This is a genomic window from Streptomyces sp. NPDC047880 (assembly GCF_040706515.1).
GTDB lineage: Bacteria > Actinomycetota > Actinomycetes > Streptomycetales > Streptomycetaceae > Streptomyces.
Window position 1 is genome coordinate 261847 of the sequence record NZ_JBEZOK010000004.1, and the last position, 16903, is coordinate 278749.

Consider the following 16903-nt stretch of genomic DNA (forward strand, 5'->3'; position numbering starts at 1 on the left):
GGGGCTCTCGGGTCAGCGCATCGGCACACTCCTGTACGGAACGGGCCCACCGATCTGTTCAGCCGCCGTCCCGGACCGCTTCATCCGCTGCCACCTCAGCCGACTGCCGAGCAGCAGCGCGACCAGCGACTGGATGACGACGAGATACATCAACTGCCGGTAGACGACGATCTGGAACGGCATCGACCACAGCGCCCGGACCGGCTCGCCGTCGAGTCTCAGCGCATAGCCGGAGCAGACGATCTGCACGCCGAGGAAGGCGAACCAGACCACGGCCGACTCCCACGGGTCGCGGAACAGTACGCCGTACAGCGCGTACACGTCGATGACGGGTGCGAGCAGCGGCAACGCGACCTGGAACAGCGCGAGATACGTCAGCCCGCGCCGCCCGAACCGCCCTGCGGGCCCGGTGGAAACGAGAGCGCCCCGGTGCTTCCACATCGCCTGCAGCGTGCCGTAGCACCACCGGTACCGCTGCCGCCACAACTGCCGGATGCTGGTGGGCACTTCGGTCCAGGCGACGGCGGATTCCTCGTACAGCACCCGCCAGCCGGCCCGCCACAGCGCCATCGTCAGGTCGGTGTCCTCGGCGAGGGTGTCCTCGCTGACCCCGCCGACACCGATCACCGCGTCCCGCCGGAACGCCCCGATGGCACCCGGCACGGTCGGCATGCACTCCAGCACCTCGAACATCCGCCGGTCGAGATTGAACCCGAAGACGTACTCCAGGTGCTGCCATCTGCCCAGCAGGCTGCGCCGGTTGCCGACCTTGGTGTTCCCGCTGACGGCGCCCACGGCGGGATGCGCGAGCGGCTGCACGATCCGCTCGACGGCATCGGGCTCGAAGACGGTGTCGGCGTCGACCATCACGACGATGTCGTACCGCGCGTGGGCGAGCCCGGTGTTGAGGGCGGCGGCCTTTCCGGCGTTGGCCTGCCGTACGACCTCCACCCGGGGGTCCCCCATGGTCTCGGCGATGCCGGCGGTCCGGTCGGTGGACCCGTCGTCGATGACGACGATCTGCAGCTCCCTGTGTCGGGAATCGAGCAGGGACCGCAGGGTCGATCCGATCCCGGCCTCCTCGTTGTACGCCGGGACGAGCACGGTGACCGGCCCGGACGTCTCCCGCATCCAGGGCGCCCCGGTCCGGAACCGTTCCAGCCGCCGCACATGGGCCCGGGCGAAGAGCGCGAGCAGCAACAGCCGCAGCACCCCGAGCCCGCCGGCGACGCCGAGGATCCAGATCATGGCGGTGGAGAAGACCTCCCCGAGGGCCGTGATCCGGATGAGCCCCTGCCCGGCCCATCGCTGGACGAGGGAGGGAGATGTGTACGGCACGAGCCCCAGCCCGTCCGAGACGGTGGTGAACCGTTCGACGGCCCGGTTCCTCAGCAGCCTGCGCGCCTCCTGGTACGCGCTCTCCGTCTGGCTGAGCTGCCGGACGATGCCCTGTGCGGGCCTGCGCGACCCCTTGTCGGCGGCGACGAGCACGTACCCGTACCCGGCGGCCCGCCGGGCGGCCTGCCATTCCCGGCCGCACAGGGTGTCGGGGCTGGTGGTGCGGGGCATCCGCAGCAGGTTCGTCCGCCGTCCGGTGGCCCCGGCGAGGGCGCTCTGGGTCATCTCGAGCTCGGCCCGGAAACGGGGTGCGGAGGACTCCCCGAGCACGGCCCCGGTGTACGTGTTGGACCCGATCTCGTGCCCCTCGGCCCGGATCCGCCGGACCAGCTCCGGGTGCCGGGCGGCCTGGGCCCCGTGCACGAAGAAGGTCGCCCGCGCGTTGTGCCTGCGCAGCAGGTCGAGGAGCCGGGGTGTCCAGACGGGGTCGGGCCCCCCGTCGAAGGTGAGCGCGACGGTCCGGGCGGGCATCGCCCCGGTCCGTATCCCGTCCTGGTTGATCCCGATCACGGGCCCACCCTTCGCTACGGCGTCGGGCACGGGGGCCGTACAGGGCGACCGCGTCTTGGCGGCATCAACCTCGTGCTGGGTCCAGCCCTGGAAGATCAGCAGGGCGAAGAGGAGGGGGAGCGTGAGGGCGAGGAGGAGCCCGTGGGCTCGGGGGTCGCGGGAGTGTTTGTGGCGGGGTTTGGTGCGACGGGATGGGGTTGGGGGGAGGCGGGACTGCTCAGGGGGCGTCACCGCCCTCTGCCTCTCCTTCACGGCCTCCTCGGGAGGCGCTGTCTCTTCTCGGCTTGGGGCGCTTGGTGTTGTGGGGGGTACGCATGGGCCGGGAGTGTAGTTACGGGCTGGCGCATGGATGGCCGTAACAGCACATTCCCCAGGGCCTCGGCGTGCCTGACCGCATGCCGGTTCCCCACCGAGACCGCCCGGAGTCGCTCAGCGCTCCGCGACGAACGATCCCATACCCCGGGTGGTGACGATCAGCCCTTCCTCCCGCAAAGCTGCCGTGGCCTTACGAACGGTTTCCCGAGCAACTCCGAACTCCTGCTCCAGTTTCACCTCGGAGATCAAGCCTCGCACCGGGTACTCGCCACTGGCGATGCGCTGCCGGACCACTTCGGCGATCTGCTGCCACTTCGGCCTGGTGGGGTCAAATTCGAACACCAGTGAACTGTACGTACGACCCTGCATGGAGGCATAGAAGCACTTCTAAGTGCATATGGGTAGACAGGCATCTACAGGTAGCCATACGGTTTGCCACGACAGACCCCGGCAACGGTTGGTGGCCGTCCCGGGGCATGGCCAACGCTGACTTGGAGCGTCGACATGCTGGACCTTACCGTCCGCACCCTCGCGTGGATGCTGAGCCTGTGCACCCCACGCCCACATGGCCGTCACCGCCTCGGCGCGGTGCCGCCCCTGCGGATCACCCCTATCCCGCCCCCGCCGCCCCGCTTCACCGAACCGCTCGACGGCACCGCATGCCGCCTGGTACGCCCGTACGTCCTGGACCCCGACGAGCGCCGCCGCCAACGTGAACGCCGTCGAGCCGCCCGCCTGGCCACCCTCGGTATCGACGTGGGCGCGAAGCGCATCGCCGGCGTACGGGTACCGGCGGCCACCCGATGACGCGCCCGGCGATGCGGATGTGTACCCGCTGCGAGCGCTCCACGGGTGCACCGGTCCCCGTCCGGCAGTTCCACGCCCCAACAGGCCCGACCCTCACCATCTACGCCTGCCAGGAGTGCGTCACTCACTACCCGGCCCTGGAGGGCGCGGTCGATCTCCTGCAATCTCCCTACCGCCACTCGCGCATGACGCTCCACGTCTACAGAGTCGACGCCGACGGCGTCATCACGGAGGACCGCGGCAAGGTCGAGATCACGGCCGGCGGCCCCGGCGAGCCCGTGCCCTACACGTCCACATATCCGCCGTGCGCGTGCACCGGCTGCAGGGCGACGCGATAGCAAAACTCCCGGCAGCAGTGATGATCCCGGACGCAGGCGAGCAAGCGTCCGGGGCCGCCATCGCCGAGGCACGATCTGAACACAACTCCGCGCCACAACACCCTCATACGCCCCAAATGCCCTGTGCGTCGTCCAGTTCACTCTGGCGAAACCGAGAACCTCACCGATAGCGTCTGTCTCTCCGACCTCACATCTGTCTCACGGGGAGAGCCCACTGTGAAGCGCCGCCCTTTGCCCGTTGCTGCCGCGCTGGCGGCGACGGCAGCACTGCTGTTGACGGCCTGCGGTAGCGGGGACGACAAGTCCAGCGACAACGACAAGATCGCAGGCGCAGGCCAGGGGGCGGAGACGCCGAAGGAGTCGGCGTCCGCCTCGGGAGCACCTGCGGGGAACAAGCCGGACGGCGTGGACGTGTCCCTGCCGAAGGACATGAACCTGGTCTTCGACTGGGACAAGCCGAAGGACAAGAACGAGGCGGCGGCGATGGATGACGCCGCGAACTTCGTCCGGGCCATCTACCGAGGCGTGGACAAGCGCACGACCAAGGACGCCTCCCTGGTCGCCTACTCGACAGGCGATGGGACGAGCTACGCGAAGACGCAGATCAACGCCCGACTGGACGGCGGCTGGACGGCATACGGCACCCGGCGCCATTACCAGGCCACCACCCGGTCCGCGCCGAACGGCAACTCCGTGGAGGTTGCGTTCTGCGTGGATTCGAGCAAGTTCTACTCCAAAGAGATCAAGACCGGAAAGGTCTTGAAGGGTGCCCCCAACATCACAGACTTCGACTACTTCAAGATCATCATGGTCAAACTCCCCACCGGAGATGGTCTGTGGCAGGCGTCCAAGGTGTTCGTCGAGGCCAAGGCGGCGAAGTGCCAGTGAACAGGTCACGACATCTAGCCCTCAGCGCAGGCGCAGCTGCCCTGGGGCTGACCGTGGGCGTACTCGCCCTTGCGGAACCCGCCTACGCGGGCGAAGAGCCAGCCAACTCCCAGGGCGCCAACACAGAACAGTCGGGTGGCGGCAACGGCAAAGGCATCTACGCCGCCGCCCGCATCCAGTACTCCGGATCCGTAGCGAAAGGCGGCGGCGCCGGAAACGTGACGTCCTCCGACGTCAACTGGACGCCTCCGCCCTGTTGGTACGCCCCGTACCTCGGCGCCAAGGACTTCAAGAAGGAGATGTCGAAGCACATCGACAGCCAACTGAAGGCACCCGGCATGGGCGGAACCGCGGGGTCGGCTATTGGCGAAACGAAGCGCCACTACGAGGACGGGTACGGCTGGGCCGACACTCCCGGCTACAAGGACTACAACGTCGAGAACGACGGCAAGGGGATGTTCTGGGCCGGCGTCGAGAACCCCGACGAGCCGGACTACCTCAAGCGGTCCTCCTGCACCGACCTCCCCTTCTGGGTCGAGAACGGCGATGCGCCACCACCCCAGTACGAAGAGGCCATCTCACCGGAAATACTCGCCGCCCTCGCCTACCAGCACATGGAGCTCCCCGACACCAAGGTCACCCTCGCCCCCGAGGCCACCACCAAGGTGAACCTGCCGACCTGGGCCTGGCTCGACAAGGCCGTCTTCGACGAGGTCCAGGCGACGGCGGCCCTCAACGCCCCGGGCTTCAACATCCAGGCCACCACCACCGCCAGGCCGGTCTCCCTCAAGCTGGAGCCGGGCACCAAGGACGCCGTGACGTACCCGGCCTCGGGCGAGTGCGTCATCAACGCGGACAAGTCCATCGGCGAGCCCTACGCCAAGGGCAAGGCCGACGAGATCCCACCGTGCGGAATCAGGTACCTCCGCTCCTCCGGCAACGGCACGTACAAGCTCCGGGCCACCATCACGTGGGAAATCAACTGGACCGGCACCGGCGGCGCCGGCGGCGACCTCCCGAACGGCACCTTCGGCAACGACCAGAACGTGACCGTCCAGGAGATCCAGTCCGTCAACAGGTGACCGGGCGAAGAGGGGGGCAGCGAGGGTGCAAGGTGCAGCGAGCACCGATTCGACAGGGATAAGTACCCTTCACTCGCTCACTCCCCCACATGTTCCCGATCCCACCGACTCTGCCGCACACCACCCCACGTCCCCATCCCTACCGCGAGCACGAACAGGACGGCGAGGAGCCCGGCCTCAGAGCCGGTCTCCTCGTCGGTGGTCGGCCTGGCAACGCCTTCGGGGTCATACCGGACCCGCAGCTTGGAGCCCGCCGTCACCCACTCCCCGCATCCCTCGCCTTCCGAGAGCGCGGGCGAGATCTCGCGCCCGTCGGCTGTGCGCAGGTCGCAGAAGTTGGTCTTCCCGCTGTCGTCCTTCCGTACGACCACGGCGTCGCTCCATGTGCCCCGCTCTGCCAGGGCGGCCTGGTCACCGGCCTCCCTGCCGAACACTCCCAGCGCAACCCCGGCGACAACGGGGAAGAGGAACTGCCAGGCGGCCTACCGCCGCTTGCGCGGAACCCTCCGCAGCACCAGAACCGGCACGAGAGCCGCAGCGAGCGGCAGCACGATCCAGGCGAGGAGCAGAGCCACCCCGCCCACTGGCCTCGGCAACGGCACGACGGGCCCGAGCCAGGCGAGCCCGAGCGAACCGCCGGCACATGCGACGCTCAACGCCGCCCACCGCATCAAGTCGCAGCGCCACCAGGCTCCTTGACCGCACCGCGATACCCGCACCGCGGTCTCAGACATGGTCTCCGCCGGTCGAACGGTTCACTGCCTGGGCTTCCTTGACCGTCACATCTTGCTCGAACGTGGACAGCCCGTCCGGCAGCCCCGACTGCCGCGCTGGACCGTCCGGGTCGGCCGAGTCGGTCCAGGTCACCGTCCAGGTGATCGACGCCTTGAAAGGGTAAGTACCGTTGCCGGACGCCCGGAGATACGTGACGTTGCAGCCGACACCCTCACTGTCGGCCGTGTAGCCGCCCTTGCCCTTGACCAGGTCATACGTGCAGCTCTGCGGGTCCGCGTCGGTGGTACCCGCTTCGACCTTGAGCGCCACCGGCGTGGCCACGGTGGTGGCGGCGAGCTGGACGCCCTTGTAGTCGAGGCTGGCGGTCGTCCACACGCGGTCGAGATCGCCCTTGAACTCGACCCGCGTACCGAGGTTCACGAGCAGCCGGTCCGCGAGATGAACGTCTCGTACTCCTCCCCCGTGTACATGGGCTCGTACCAGCACACGGGCGGTTCCCAGTTGGCATCGGCGGAGGTGGCGGACGCGGTGGCGCCGCTCGAGGCCAGGGTGCTCTGGTTGATGCGGATGTGGGCACCGATGGAACCCTTGCCGGACTTGGCGCCGGCATCGGTGCCGACGCCCGACTCGGCACCCGGCTGGGCGGTCTCAGTGGTGCCGCTGTCACCGCTGACCTGGCCGTCACCCGCGTACGCAGGGGAGCCGAGGCACAACGTCACCAGGAGCCCCGTGGCGGCGGCCGCGCGGAGAATCGGACGACGATCCTGCCGAGCCGCCCGTACCCCTACCCCTGAACGCACGACGCGTCCCCCTTCTTCCAGCTCTGCTTCTGTACCTGCCAGTCACCCCGCGAGTCCCTGGCGGCCTGAAGGGTGTACAGGATGAAGTCCTTGTCGCTCGGCTGGGTACGCAGCACCTTCTTCGTGCTGATTTCCTTGCTATACCCCTTGCTCTGGTCCTCGCAGTAACGGACCGCTGTGGTCTTGCCGTTCGTCACGTCCGTGACCTCGAAGCCAAAGTATCGATAGTCACCACTGACGGTGAGCCCGTCCTCCTTGACCGCCGCGATCCGATCGGTCCAGTAGGTAAGGGCCGAGGCCGCAAAATAGCGGTTCATGTTCGCCGTCCGACCACTGCCCTTACTGAAGGCCTCCAGGCGTGCCTGAGCCGAGTACGCCACGTCTCGCAGGATCGCGTCCTTCGTAGCATCTCCGGTCTGCTCGTTCTCGACCGCAGCCTTGACATCCGACGGGAAGTCGAACGTCGGCGCGCCTTCCTCCGGCGCAACGGATGCGGACGACGACGATGATCCCTTACCTCCCCTACCGGCTCCTGCGATCTCGTCGCTACTCGATCCGTCATCCGAATCGCTGCTGCAACCAGCCGCAGAGAAAGTGACAGCAGCAAGGAGGCAGGCCGCAGCCACCCTCCGGCGGGTAGTCAGCATGGCGCTCGTCCTCAGAGGTAGATGGTCGGCGTGACAACGGATGATCCCATGGGGCGCAGCCGTTCACCGAAACGCCTATCAGGACCGGTACGGTCGTGTGATCCATGTGGAGACCCCTTCACATGGAGGATCGCCCGCGTCTACGAACCTTCACCAGCTTCACGTCTCGAAGAAGATGACGCGCCGCCTATGCACACCCCCAACTCCACCCGCAAGCACAGGAATCACCCCCTTCACCGAGAGGCTCTGCCCGACAGACCGCGGAACCCAACAGATACCGTCGGCGTACCTGGCACACCGTTCTCGCTCTCGGGGTGAGTCACTTGATACGCCGTCTGCAGTTCCGCCCGCCGCCGCGTCCGCCACAGGCTCTCCGTTACGGCTCACGCCACGGACCGTTCGGCCAGACGCTCGGCGCCACCGCCTGGGCGTGCACGACCGCCGACCGCTGACCGGTTACAGGCGCGGTCCGCCACTGGCAGGTCACGGACCTGCGACGACCGGTGTCGGCCGTGACCGGCGGCGGTGCTGCCCGATCCGGCCCCGCACATCATTGGGTGCCCACATTCACGAGCAAGGCCCAGGGACTGCGCCCTGACGAGCGGGGAGGCGTTTGCGGTGACCGTGCCAGCGGGTTGAACCCGCACAAGAGTATTTTTGACGACGCACGTACAGATGGAGGGACCCATGGGGGAGCACGACCGCCTGGTGGTCGACTACAAACTTCTGGAGTCTTCGAAGACAAATCTCAGGGACATCAAGAGAGCCCTCAAAGGCATCGATAAGCATCGTTCCGACATTCATGACATCTGGGGCCATGAGAGCATCTCCGGAAAGATGGACGAGTTCGTCAGCAACTGGGACAACTATCGACGTGAACTCCTCGAAAACGTCGAGGACTTGGGCAAGCAAGTAGAGACCTCACTCAAGAGCTTCGAAAAGCTGGACCTCGACCTCAAGAAGGCGAGCGAGAAAAAGCACAGCCAGAACGGGGGAAACTGACCGATGGGCACAGGTAAGGGAAAACGCCGACCGGTCGACTGGCATCCGCTGGCGGAGAAGGACCCGATCCCCGGCGATCCGGAGGACATCCGAGACGAGGTCCGCAGAATGAAGGACCTCGCCTCGACCCTCCGCGACCAGGCCGGCATCCTACGCAAGGCCGCTGACGGCGACGCCCTGCAGGGCAAATACGCCGACAAGATCCGCGAGAAGTCCGGCGACCTCGAGAAGCGCTTCCGCGAGACAGCGGGTCGCTACGAACGCGTGGTGGGCGACCTCGGCAGTTGGGCCAACGAGCTGGAGGGCTTCCAGGAGCGGGCCGACGGCGTCCTTCGAGCCGCGAAGCAGGCTGACGAGGAACACGCTGCCGAGGTGAAGAAGAAGGAAGCCGAGGCCAAGAAGGACGGCAAAGACGGCGACAACAAGTCGTCGGAGGAGTCCGATCCCAACATCCACCTGGCGTCTTACCACAAGCAGCTCAACCAGGTCATCTCCGACCGCAACTCCCGTGCCCAGTACTACGCCAAGAACATCGGCGCTGACATCTCGGATGTCATCAAGGACAGCAAGTGGGAGAACTTCAAGGACTGGGTGCACGAGCACGCGGATACGATCAAGAGCGTCATCGAAGTACTGAGCTGGGCCGCGACCATCATCGGGGTCATCGCCCTCCTCTTCACACCGGTCGGCTGGCTGGCGACCCTCATCACGGTGACCACCCTCAGCCTCACGGCACTTGTCGGCGTCGGGCACACGTTGCTGGCCCTCTCCGGTGACGGGAACTGGGCGGACGTCGCCATGGACGTCTTCGCGCTGGCGACGCTGGGATTCGGCAGCATCGCGATGAAGGGTGTGAAGGCGGCAGCGACGACGCTCAAGACCGCCAGTAGGGCGGGGCGATTCCAGCGCTATGCGAATCTGCGCAAGCTGCTCGACAAGAACGTCATGCGATACGGTGCCGACTCGGCCCGCGGCGCGAAAGCAGTGCGCGCGAAGGATGCGCTGCGTCAGATCGGGGCGAAGGAAACGCGACCCGGGACGACCCGGCTGGACCGCCTGCTGAGCGGCGAGGGGGAGGTCGCCAGCGCCTCCAAGTTCGCCAAGGCGATGCGGGCCGAGTTCGGCGGGAATGCCACCGTGCGGGCGGCGGCCGATGCAACTGACAAGGCCGTAAGGAATTTTCGTTTGAACTACGGAGCAGCTACCTTCGTAGATCTCGGCGACAAGGCCGGAGAAAAGCTTGGCGGGGACGCTTATGGAGATGCCAAGGATGTTCTGACACGTGAAGTCGGGAGTCGCTGGTGACTCCTGCGCTAGGTTCGACCCACAGAGACCAGACACAACAAGATGTGAAGCAAGTTTCTTTTTGGAGTGGGAGATAGTGGCAACAGCCCCGGCGAAAAGCCCGGAAGAGTCTCGGGCCATGAAATTCCTTGCCGCGTTCACCTTGGTGCCGATCCTATGCTTCGCCTTCCAGGACCTTGGAAGCAAGTATGGAGGGATGGACTGGCTCACCAAAGGTTACGCAGCTTGGCCGATGATGGTGGCACCCGTCTTGATGCTGCTCCTGTTCATCAAGAATCGGGAGCTGATCCGCGACCCGAGGAGGGGTGCCAACTTCTCCCAGGTGATCAAGATTGTCTCCTGCCTCTTCCTGCTCCCGAACGTATTCGCGGCCCTCGGCTACAGCTGGCTGGCCGTGATCTCGGTGCTCTCCTCCCTCACGATCCTGGTGGCCGACCGGCAGCTCAAGAAGCAGGCAGGCGCGTGAGTACGTCCGATCTGGAGCAACAGCCATCCCCCGTCAAGCTGGCCGCTCCCCGCGGCTATGAGCTCGTCCTGCCACCCGGTTGGGTTCGCATCCCCCTGCGCGAGGGCACCAAGGAAGCGCTCGAGAATGTCCTCTTCTCACACATGGGGCAAGTCCCGGAAGGCATTCCCCGGGACGAGGCGATGCGCTTCCGACTGGACATGCGTCGCCAGATGGAGAAGCAGGCCCGTGCAGCCAGGAGAAACGGCGGCCTTGACCTCTACCTTCCGGTGCTCCCACGCGGGGGGATCTTCCTGATGGCCTCTTTCATCGTTGCCGAGATGCCGATCGGTCAAGACCATGCGGTTCCTCCACAGGCAGTGATCGCTCAACTGGCCGACGAAGGCGTCCCCGACGGAACGGCGACGGAGGTCGAGGTGGCAGGGGCTCCCGCGCTCCGCCGCGCCTACCGTTCCGCCCCTGCCGAGGAGGAGCTGAGTTCCGCCCCCGAAGCCGTACGGCAGACCGCCCTGCCGACGCGGCGGGTCGAGTATGTGCTCCCCGTGGCCGACGGTCCCGGTCGCTGGATCAGCATCAACTTCTCCACACCAGGTGACGGCGATCTGGAAAGTGAGTTCACCGGCGTACTGGTCGAGTTGTTCGACGCGGTGGTCGGCACGTTCAGATGGAGTTATGAGTGAGCTGGCTCAACGTCAAGCACGCCATGGATCTGGCCCCCTGGATCCGCATCCCGCTCATGTGGCCGGAGCCTGGCCTTGAGGACGTCGAGGAGGCACAGACGCCTGAAGCGTGGGCACGCTACTTCGCCGAGGGTCTCTGGGCGGATTTTGCGTCGGAGAAGCCAGAGCCGGGCGAAGTCGACCTGCTGACCAACATCCTGTTGATGTACGCCCTCAGGGCCCCCGCGGCCTTTCCGGACTTCGAGGTCTTCCTCCATCTCCCGCACCCTCGGGAGATCCCGCTTCCGGCGTATGTCGATCTGGTGCAGATCGAGGAGGGCGAAGACCGGGAAACGGCATTGCGGGAGCTCACCCATGCCGATGCGAGTTACACCGTGGAGCCCCCCATCGTCGAGGACTTCGACTCTCCGCACCTGGGAGCCGGCTTGCGGGTGCTGCGCTACTACCAGGACGACGACAGCAACGAGGTGCACGTCGGACTCCGTTACGCCTGGCGCTACGAGAAGGGCGAGGAAGCCGCGGACGTCCTGATCATCCTGGCCGATCCCGACGCCGGCAGGATCCTCCGGGCTCTCGACGATGTCGACGAATTCGCCCGCACCATCCGGATCAGCCCGGATGAGGAAGCCGATACCTGGAAGTCCTCATGACCTCCGCGTGCCAGGCGGATCCCACCCGAGACGCCGGGGGCGCGGCGCAGCCCTCCGCCGCCCCTGGCGCGGTGACAGCACCGAGGACTCCACCGAATGCCCCAGGTCCTGCGGACAGCTCCACGGGCGTCGGGACGGTCCCGCGACGAACCGCTTCCACAGGCCCATGAGCAGCAGGACCTCGCCCGCGCCGACCACCAGGCAGAGACTCACTCCGGCGATTCCAAAGCGGTCGCGCCCCGGCGTCCTCCCGAAGTCTGCGGGCGGCCCCTTACGTCACTCCACCCACCGCAACGACCCCGCGATCGCGTCGCACAAACGCTCCATCGGACCGGCCATCCCCATGACCGGAGCCGCGAAGGAGAGCGTGAGGTAGCCGACCCCGCCCGGCATCGAGACATGCACGCTCAGCGTCGTGGCCCCTATGACGCGCACAGCCGGACCCGTCGGGAGGTCCACCACCGACACCCTCCGCCCGGCGCCTTCCGGCTCACGCAACTCGAGCCACGCCGCGTACTTCTCCGGGTCCGCGGGGGTGTCGCCCAGCGGTATCAGGGACACGAGGAGCGAGGCCGGGAGGCCGCCGTCCTGCGAGGTCGCCAGGAGGAAGAACTCCATGGCCCCGCGCGCCCGGCCGGCCTCCGCAGTGTTGCGCAGGGTGGTCCATACGTCCCGCTTGAGTTCCGCGGAAACGTTCCGGCCTTCCGACTGGCGGTCGACGAACGTCTTGAGTTGGGCGCGCCAGCGGTCCCGCATGAGGTCGACACGGAACCACTCGCGCGGCACCAGCAGCCTGTAGTCCCTCGGCGCCCTCACCGTCGGTGAGGTATCGCCCGGCGCCGCGCCCTTCACCCCGGCATCACCAGCGGAGCTCCATCGGTGTCGAAGAGGCGGACGCTCTTCACCACCCCGGCGAACATCGCGGAGAAGACGTCCCATCCTTCGACCGTCGGCGTGCCCATTTCCAGCAGGAGGACCGTGCCGTTGTTCAGGGGTATCTGGACCTGTATGAAGGACGTCCAGATCGGTTCGTCCCGGCCTGACTGCGTCAGACTGCCGTCGATGTGGGAAGAGCGGTTGCCGACGCATGTCACCGCCGGGCCGCAGGGCAGCTGCACTTCGCCGATGTCTCCGAGCTCCAGGTGCCGCATCGTCGTCGCGATGAAGCCCGCCGGATTGGCACCGGCCCGCTCGTCGAGGTCCAGGAGGCTGACGTTCACCGTGGCCGTGCAGCGGACGCCGTCGACCTCGGTGGTGACGAAGCCGGCGTACTGCACGCCCGCCTCGATGAACTCGTCGTAGTGCGCCGCGCACATCGCGGCGTACTGCACCTGCACTTCCTCGTCGGCACCCGGCAGGGCCTGCTTGGCCAACTCGACGAGTCGCTCGGCCAGCTCGTCCAGATCGTCCGCCTCGAAGGGCAGTTCGAGAAAACCCTCCGGCATGATCCAGCGGACCTCTATGCCGTCGCTTCCCTCGAGGCTGCGCCTGGCTTCCTCAACGGTGTCCGTGGTCATCTGCGCCTTCGTTCTCGAACTTCTCGCGGTCGTCCACCTCAGGACGGAAGGTCGCCGCGAAGGGGTAGGGGCCGTAGTGCGGGTAGAAAGCCGGGATGTCGGCGCCGCCCTTTCGAGCGATGTGTGCGATCTCCCGGTAGCTCTTGGCCCGCGCTCGCAGGTTCTGCCGGACCGGATCACCCCAGTGCGATCGGGCACTTCGTACGAAGAAGAAGAGCTGCGTGAGCAGGACGGCCGCGGCGACCGCCAGATAGGCCGTGCGCGCGGTGGGGCTTTCCCAGTACAGCGCCACACCGCCCCAGTAGAGCACCGCCCCGAGGCCCACCAGCGCCAGGGGCATTCCATGGGCCACACCGGCCTTGAACATGTCCTGCTCGTCGTCGTGACGCCGACGCAGCAGCGACAGCACCGCCCGGTCGTCCAAGAAGTCGAACCGTAGCTTCCGTCCCGCTTCCTCCGCGGCCCGTTTCGCCTCGGGGACAGCGGCGATCATCGAACCACTGACCAAAGTGACGACATCGCCTCCCCGGCGGCCGATGAACTCCCACTGCCCGAGCTCTTGTTGGTCGTCCATGATTTTCAGCCTCCCTCGAACAGGCCGCTGGTGGGCCTACGCCGCCAGGGCCGCGTTGAAGGATGTGGGCGAGACGCTCGGAGCGGGCCCGGGTGAGGGAGAAGGTGAGGGAGTGGACTTCGCCGTCTCCGGCTCCTGGTACCCGGTCCGTTCACCGTTCTCACCGCTCAGCATCCTGTGCAGGGCGCTCCCGAGGCCCGCGCCCTTGATCAGACCCGTGACCTTCCTGCCGTCGACGAGTTCCTTGCGCGCCACCTTGCCGAGGATCTTGTTGGTCACCGTGACACTGACACCGTTCAAGAAGGCGTGTCCGACACCGTCCATTGCAGCCATGCCCCGGAACGACCCAAGAGTCTTCAACGATCCAAATGCCTTGACCTTCGCCAGTCCCTTGAGGCCGGTCAGTGCCCTGAACCCCTTCAAGGCCCCCATTCCGGGCAGGATTCCCAGAGCATCCGCACCCAGCTTCAGCCAGTCGACCTTCCCCCCGCGCACCGACATGTCGTACGCGTGACCGGCAAGGGCGGCAGCGCTGGAAAGCACGGCGAGGGTGGCGAAAATGGGAGTCAGGAACTGCAGCGGTGGCACGAAGGCACAGATGACCGCGAGTACGGACAGCACTGCCGAGATATTTGACAGCATATCCGCCCAGTCAGCCAGGAAGTTCATGAATCCGCCCGGGTCCCGAACGTCATCATGGTGCACGACGTTCTTGATGTGACGAGCGGCCTTGTCTCCCGCATCGTCATAGATTTCCCTGGCGTCCTTCACATCTTTCCGGGCGCCGCCGATGCGCAGCAGCGCCTCGGAGCGCTTTTTGACCCAGCGATCGTACTCGTCCTTCTCTGCCGCCGGTATGTTGTGCGTCGGGTACTTTTCGTCGTACTTCCGCACTTCACGATCCGCAAGATCGTGGTCGCTCTTGGCTTCGCGATAGTCACTCAGCGCCTTGTCGGCTTTGCGCTGCGCACGGCGCATCTCACTGGCGAACTGGTCCGAGCTCCCTTCGCGCACGTCCTCGCCGATGGCCTTGGCCGCCTCGTCGTAGCGCTCGAAGGACTTCTTCAGCTTGTCCGCCGTGCCGCCGGCCAACTCGTGGAAGCCCTTACCGGCCTCACTGTCCCAGCCCTCCACGGAAGCAAGTGCCTTGATGACCCGCGACTGCTCGTCGATCATGTCCGCCATCTTGCGCAACTTGCGCCCCAGCTCGGCCACTTCCTCCGGGTCGCCCGGCGTCGGGTCGTCATGCCACAGAGGGGGCCAGTCGGAGTCCGTCCTGCTCACTTCTTCCCCTTGCTCTGCGCCTTGGCGTCTCGGATGGCCTGCGCCAGCTTCTGGTCGACCTCGTCATACGCTTTGGCGGCGGTGGAGGTGAACTCAGCCAGCTGCTCCAGTTCCTTCATCAGTTTCTTCCGAGTTTTCTTCCAGGTGTCCCCGAAATCGGAGAAGGCATCCTTCAGGCCGCCATGCCCGACAGCCCGGCCGTACTCGTCCGCAGGGTTGCCGTGCCGCTCGAACTCGCCGTGAATCTTGGTGAGATCGCGCGAGCATCGTTTGATGGCGGCAAGGTCCGCCTTGATGTGGTCCCCCATGAGCACTTCTCTTTCTGGTTGTTCTCGGTGAAATCAGATCGCGCGATCACAGTCCGCACGATCGTCACCCTCTCCGCGCCCCGGCACCGGATACGCTCTTGGCATACGGAACCGTTCCGCGTGGACAAGGAGAGTCGTGACGTGACATCCAGGGCCAAGCAGCGTGTGATAGCCGAGCGTCTGGGCATCCACTCCGAAGCGGGGGAATGGTGCACGATCGACAAGATCCCGCAGCCCCCGGCGGAGGTGCTTCAGGCTGCCGGTTCACCTCGCCTTCGGCCTGGAAGACTGCGTCCTCTGGGCATGGTCGGCGCGGTGCTCGCCGTACCGTTCATGCCGCTCCTCATGTTGCTGACCCTTCTGTCCAACATGGAAGAAGCGTTCAAGCGGGCTCTCGCCACGCAAAGCGAGAAGGAGCGACTACGAGCCGCGGACGAGGACGACAGACGTCGGGACGCCATCATCGCCGAGCAGGGACTCGACCGGGTCTTCGACGGCAACTGGCAGGGCTGTGCGGGGCAGCTCCTGCTGCACTGGTACAGCCACTCCACTCATCATCAGCGTCTGGTGCTCGCCACCGAGGATGGGATCGTGCTGGCGGCCCCACCGCAGCGGGTCACCGTCGGAAGGGAGAAGGCCATGCAGGTCGTCGCCCGGCTGCCCGTCGGCGAAGCGATCCTCGTCGACCCGTTCTCCGGGGCGTACGAATCACGGATACTGCTGCTCCGCTTCCGCGACGGATCCTGGCTGCGCGTCGACACGGAAGAGCCCCGCAGCGACCTGCACACCTACCTGCTGCGGCAACCTCTCCCCGACAACTGACGGCCCCCGTCCGGTCGGCGGCCGGCCGGGTGCCGGCAGCATCTCGCTCCCGGCACCCGACAAGCTCCTGAGCTCTGGGCCAGTACCTGCCGAAGCCCCGAGCCCTACTTGCTCCGAGCCTGCTTGGCCAGCTCCTCGTCGATCTGCTCGAACTTGTCCGCGGCCATGGTCAGGTAGTCGCCCATGCCGTCCAGACCGTCCAGCGTGTCCTTCATGCCGCGCACGAACTCGTCGAAGTTCTCGTCGAACGCCTTCGACGAGCTCTTCGTGACGTAGCCGCCCTGGACCAGGTTGTTGATGTACTTCTTGAGGCCCTCGAGCTTCTCCTGGAGCTTTTCCTTCTCCTTCACGACATGCTTGGCTGCATCCCGCATGTCCTGATAAGTGACATCAAGGTCCTTGGCCATGAAGCCGCTCCCTCTCGCAACGCCGCAGGGCCAACCCCCGTGGCTCCCTGTTTGCGGACTCGTCGGCCCTCAGGCCGAGTTGCCGGTCGCCGTGGCAACCGGTGTGATCGTCCGCTCTTGCGTCAGCAGCTTACGGGTGTGGCCTGCGGTGCCCATACCCGCCTTGTGAACGACCCGTCATGAAACCGTGTACGACGTTGCCATCGGGAACGTCACGGCGCCTCCCCATTGCCCCGCCGTCGTACCGAACGGATATCGTCCCTGTACCACTGTGACCCGCGTGACTGAAGAGCACCGCGATCAGCGCAGCAATCAGCACAGCGGCAACCAGCGACAGACACCACAGCGGCCGTACCGGCCCAGTGGCA

At 66.2% G+C, this 16903-nt stretch carries 23 protein-coding genes; 10 read left to right on the forward strand and 13 right to left on the reverse strand.

The features are described from left to right. Positions 1–12: 12 nt before the first annotated feature. Positions 13–1938 carry a glycosyltransferase gene (locus AB0937_RS09085; protein ID WP_366710532.1) on the reverse strand — a complete coding sequence of 642 codons (1926 nt, stop codon included), beginning with the start codon at positions 1936–1938 and terminating at the stop codon, positions 13–15. A 399-nt stretch (positions 1939–2337) separates the two neighbouring features. Then, positions 2338–2565: a GntR family transcriptional regulator gene (locus AB0937_RS09090; RefSeq protein WP_033309133.1), complete on the reverse strand. Its 228-nt coding sequence runs from the start codon at positions 2563–2565 to the stop codon at positions 2338–2340. 162 nt (positions 2566–2727) lie between these two features. On the opposite strand from AB0937_RS09090, the gene AB0937_RS09095 reads away from it, so the two are divergent. From AB0937_RS09095 to AB0937_RS09110, 4 genes are all read left to right on the forward strand, one after another. Continuing rightward, a complete protein-coding gene (locus AB0937_RS09095) occupies positions 2728–3030 on the forward strand; it encodes a hypothetical protein (protein ID WP_366710534.1) in 303 nt (100 codons plus the stop codon). 11 nt (positions 3031–3041) lie between these two features. Next, positions 3042–3368 (forward strand): hypothetical protein, encoded by a 327-nt coding sequence (locus tag AB0937_RS09100; protein ID WP_366710535.1) that lies wholly within the window; start codon positions 3042–3044, stop codon positions 3366–3368. A gap of 216 nt (positions 3369–3584) precedes the next feature. Further along, positions 3585–4256, forward strand: coding sequence for a hypothetical protein (locus AB0937_RS09105; RefSeq protein ID WP_366710536.1), 672 nt, complete (start codon positions 3585–3587; stop codon positions 4254–4256). Positions 4257–4309: 53 nt separating this feature from the next. Further along, positions 4310–5338, forward strand: coding sequence for a hypothetical protein (locus tag AB0937_RS09110; protein ID WP_366710537.1), 1029 nt, complete (start codon positions 4310–4312; stop codon positions 5336–5338). A gap of 77 nt (positions 5339–5415) precedes the next feature. Here the strand turns inward: AB0937_RS09110 and AB0937_RS09115 are convergent, their stop codons facing one another. The 5 genes from AB0937_RS09115 to AB0937_RS09135 all read right to left on the reverse strand — a co-directional run bounded on the left by AB0937_RS09115 (position 5416) and on the right by AB0937_RS09135 (position 7520). Next, a complete protein-coding gene (locus AB0937_RS09115) occupies positions 5416–5709 on the reverse strand; it encodes a hypothetical protein (RefSeq protein ID WP_366710539.1) in 294 nt (97 codons plus the stop codon). Between the two features lie 111 nt (positions 5710–5820). Then, entirely contained in the window at positions 5821–5994 is a 174-nt protein-coding gene (locus AB0937_RS09120) for a hypothetical protein (RefSeq protein ID WP_366710540.1), read from the reverse strand. A 70-nt stretch (positions 5995–6064) separates the two neighbouring features. Then, positions 6065–6493, reverse strand: coding sequence for a hypothetical protein (locus AB0937_RS09125; protein ID WP_366710541.1), 429 nt, complete (start codon positions 6491–6493; stop codon positions 6065–6067). Beyond that, positions 6490–6792 carry a hypothetical protein gene (locus AB0937_RS09130; protein WP_366710542.1) on the reverse strand — a complete coding sequence of 101 codons (303 nt, stop codon included), beginning with the start codon at positions 6790–6792 and terminating at the stop codon, positions 6490–6492. The genes AB0937_RS09125 and AB0937_RS09130 overlap by 4 nt, the downstream gene beginning before the upstream one ends. Positions 6793–6857: 65 nt before the next feature. Continuing rightward, on the reverse strand, positions 6858–7520 hold the full coding sequence (locus AB0937_RS09135) for a hypothetical protein (RefSeq protein WP_366710543.1): 663 nt from the start codon (positions 7518–7520) through the stop codon (positions 6858–6860). A gap of 687 nt (positions 7521–8207) precedes the next feature. Here AB0937_RS09135 and AB0937_RS09140 point away from each other — a divergent pair. From AB0937_RS09140 to AB0937_RS09160, 5 genes are all read left to right on the forward strand, one after another. Then, positions 8208–8522, forward strand: a complete 315-nt coding sequence (locus AB0937_RS09140) for a hypothetical protein (protein WP_366710544.1) — start codon at positions 8208–8210, stop codon at positions 8520–8522. 3 nt (positions 8523–8525) lie between these two features. Continuing rightward, entirely contained in the window at positions 8526–9827 is a 1302-nt protein-coding gene (locus AB0937_RS09145) for a putative T7SS-secreted protein (RefSeq protein WP_366710545.1), read from the forward strand. Positions 9828–10023: 196 nt separating this feature from the next. Continuing rightward, positions 10024–10293, forward strand: coding sequence for a hypothetical protein (locus tag AB0937_RS09150; protein WP_366710546.1), 270 nt, complete (start codon positions 10024–10026; stop codon positions 10291–10293). Then, a complete protein-coding gene (locus AB0937_RS09155; protein ID WP_185012749.1) occupies positions 10290–10973 on the forward strand; it encodes a hypothetical protein in 684 nt (227 codons plus the stop codon). Before AB0937_RS09150 ends, AB0937_RS09155 begins: the two co-directional genes overlap by 4 nt. Beyond that, positions 10970–11623, forward strand: coding sequence for a hypothetical protein (locus AB0937_RS09160; RefSeq protein ID WP_185012750.1), 654 nt, complete (start codon positions 10970–10972; stop codon positions 11621–11623). The genes AB0937_RS09155 and AB0937_RS09160 overlap by 4 nt, the downstream gene beginning before the upstream one ends. Positions 11624–11899: 276 nt before the next feature. On the opposite strand, the gene AB0937_RS09165 is transcribed toward AB0937_RS09160, so the two are convergent. The 5 genes from AB0937_RS09165 to AB0937_RS09185 are packed head-to-tail and all read right to left on the reverse strand — an operon-like array spanning position 11900 to position 15306. Beyond that, positions 11900–12439 carry a hypothetical protein gene (locus AB0937_RS09165; RefSeq protein WP_366710547.1) on the reverse strand — a complete coding sequence of 180 codons (540 nt, stop codon included), beginning with the start codon at positions 12437–12439 and terminating at the stop codon, positions 11900–11902. Between the two features lie 32 nt (positions 12440–12471). Then, positions 12472–13140 (reverse strand): hypothetical protein, encoded by a 669-nt coding sequence (locus AB0937_RS09170; protein WP_366710548.1) that lies wholly within the window; start codon positions 13138–13140, stop codon positions 12472–12474. Further along, the gene (locus AB0937_RS09175; RefSeq protein WP_366710550.1) at positions 13121–13714 is read right to left on the reverse strand and encodes a hypothetical protein; all 594 of its coding nucleotides are present in this window, start codon (positions 13712–13714) and stop codon (positions 13121–13123) included. Before AB0937_RS09175 ends, AB0937_RS09170 begins: the two co-directional genes overlap by 20 nt. A 36-nt stretch (positions 13715–13750) precedes the next feature. Then, positions 13751–14998 carry a putative T7SS-secreted protein gene (locus AB0937_RS09180; RefSeq protein ID WP_366710551.1) on the reverse strand — a complete coding sequence of 416 codons (1248 nt, stop codon included), beginning with the start codon at positions 14996–14998 and terminating at the stop codon, positions 13751–13753. Next, positions 14995–15306, reverse strand: a complete 312-nt coding sequence (locus tag AB0937_RS09185; RefSeq protein ID WP_031105198.1) for a WXG100 family type VII secretion target — start codon at positions 15304–15306, stop codon at positions 14995–14997. Before AB0937_RS09185 ends, AB0937_RS09180 begins: the two co-directional genes overlap by 4 nt. Before the next feature lie 141 nt (positions 15307–15447). Here AB0937_RS09185 and AB0937_RS09190 point away from each other — a divergent pair, with 141 nt between their 5' ends. After that, positions 15448–16128, forward strand: a complete 681-nt coding sequence (locus AB0937_RS09190; protein ID WP_366710553.1) for a hypothetical protein — start codon at positions 15448–15450, stop codon at positions 16126–16128. A gap of 104 nt (positions 16129–16232) precedes the next feature. On the opposite strand, the gene AB0937_RS09195 is transcribed toward AB0937_RS09190, so the two are convergent. Then, a complete protein-coding gene (locus AB0937_RS09195; protein ID WP_033309092.1) occupies positions 16233–16535 on the reverse strand; it encodes a WXG100 family type VII secretion target in 303 nt (100 codons plus the stop codon). Between the last annotated feature and the right edge of the window lie 368 nt (positions 16536–16903).

Excerpts from the sequence above, each read along its gene's own strand:
- AB0937_RS09140 (WP_366710544.1), top strand. The coding sequence starts at position 8,208 with ATGGGGGAGCACGACCGCCTGGTGGTCGACTACAAACTTCTGGAGTCT.
- AB0937_RS09100 (WP_366710535.1), top strand. The coding sequence starts at position 3,042 with ATGCGGATGTGTACCCGCTGCGAGCGCTCCACGGGTGCACCGGTCCCC.
- AB0937_RS09170 (WP_366710548.1), bottom strand. The coding sequence starts at position 13,140 with ATGACCACGGACACCGTTGAGGAAGCCAGGCGCAGCCTCGAGGGAAGC.
- AB0937_RS09175 (WP_366710550.1), bottom strand. The coding sequence starts at position 13,714 with ATGGACGACCAACAAGAGCTCGGGCAGTGGGAGTTCATCGGCCGCCGG.
- AB0937_RS09195 (WP_033309092.1), bottom strand. The coding sequence starts at position 16,535 with ATGGCCAAGGACCTTGATGTCACTTATCAGGACATGCGGGATGCAGCC.
- AB0937_RS09095 (WP_366710534.1), top strand. The coding sequence starts at position 2,728 with ATGCTGGACCTTACCGTCCGCACCCTCGCGTGGATGCTGAGCCTGTGC.
- AB0937_RS09185 (WP_031105198.1), bottom strand. The coding sequence starts at position 15,306 with ATGGGGGACCACATCAAGGCGGACCTTGCCGCCATCAAACGATGCTCG.
- AB0937_RS09135 (WP_366710543.1), bottom strand. The coding sequence starts at position 7,520 with ATGCTGACTACCCGCCGGAGGGTGGCTGCGGCCTGCCTCCTTGCTGCT.
- AB0937_RS09150 (WP_366710546.1), top strand. The coding sequence starts at position 10,024 with ATGGACTGGCTCACCAAAGGTTACGCAGCTTGGCCGATGATGGTGGCA.
- AB0937_RS09145 (WP_366710545.1), top strand. The coding sequence starts at position 8,526 with ATGGGCACAGGTAAGGGAAAACGCCGACCGGTCGACTGGCATCCGCTG.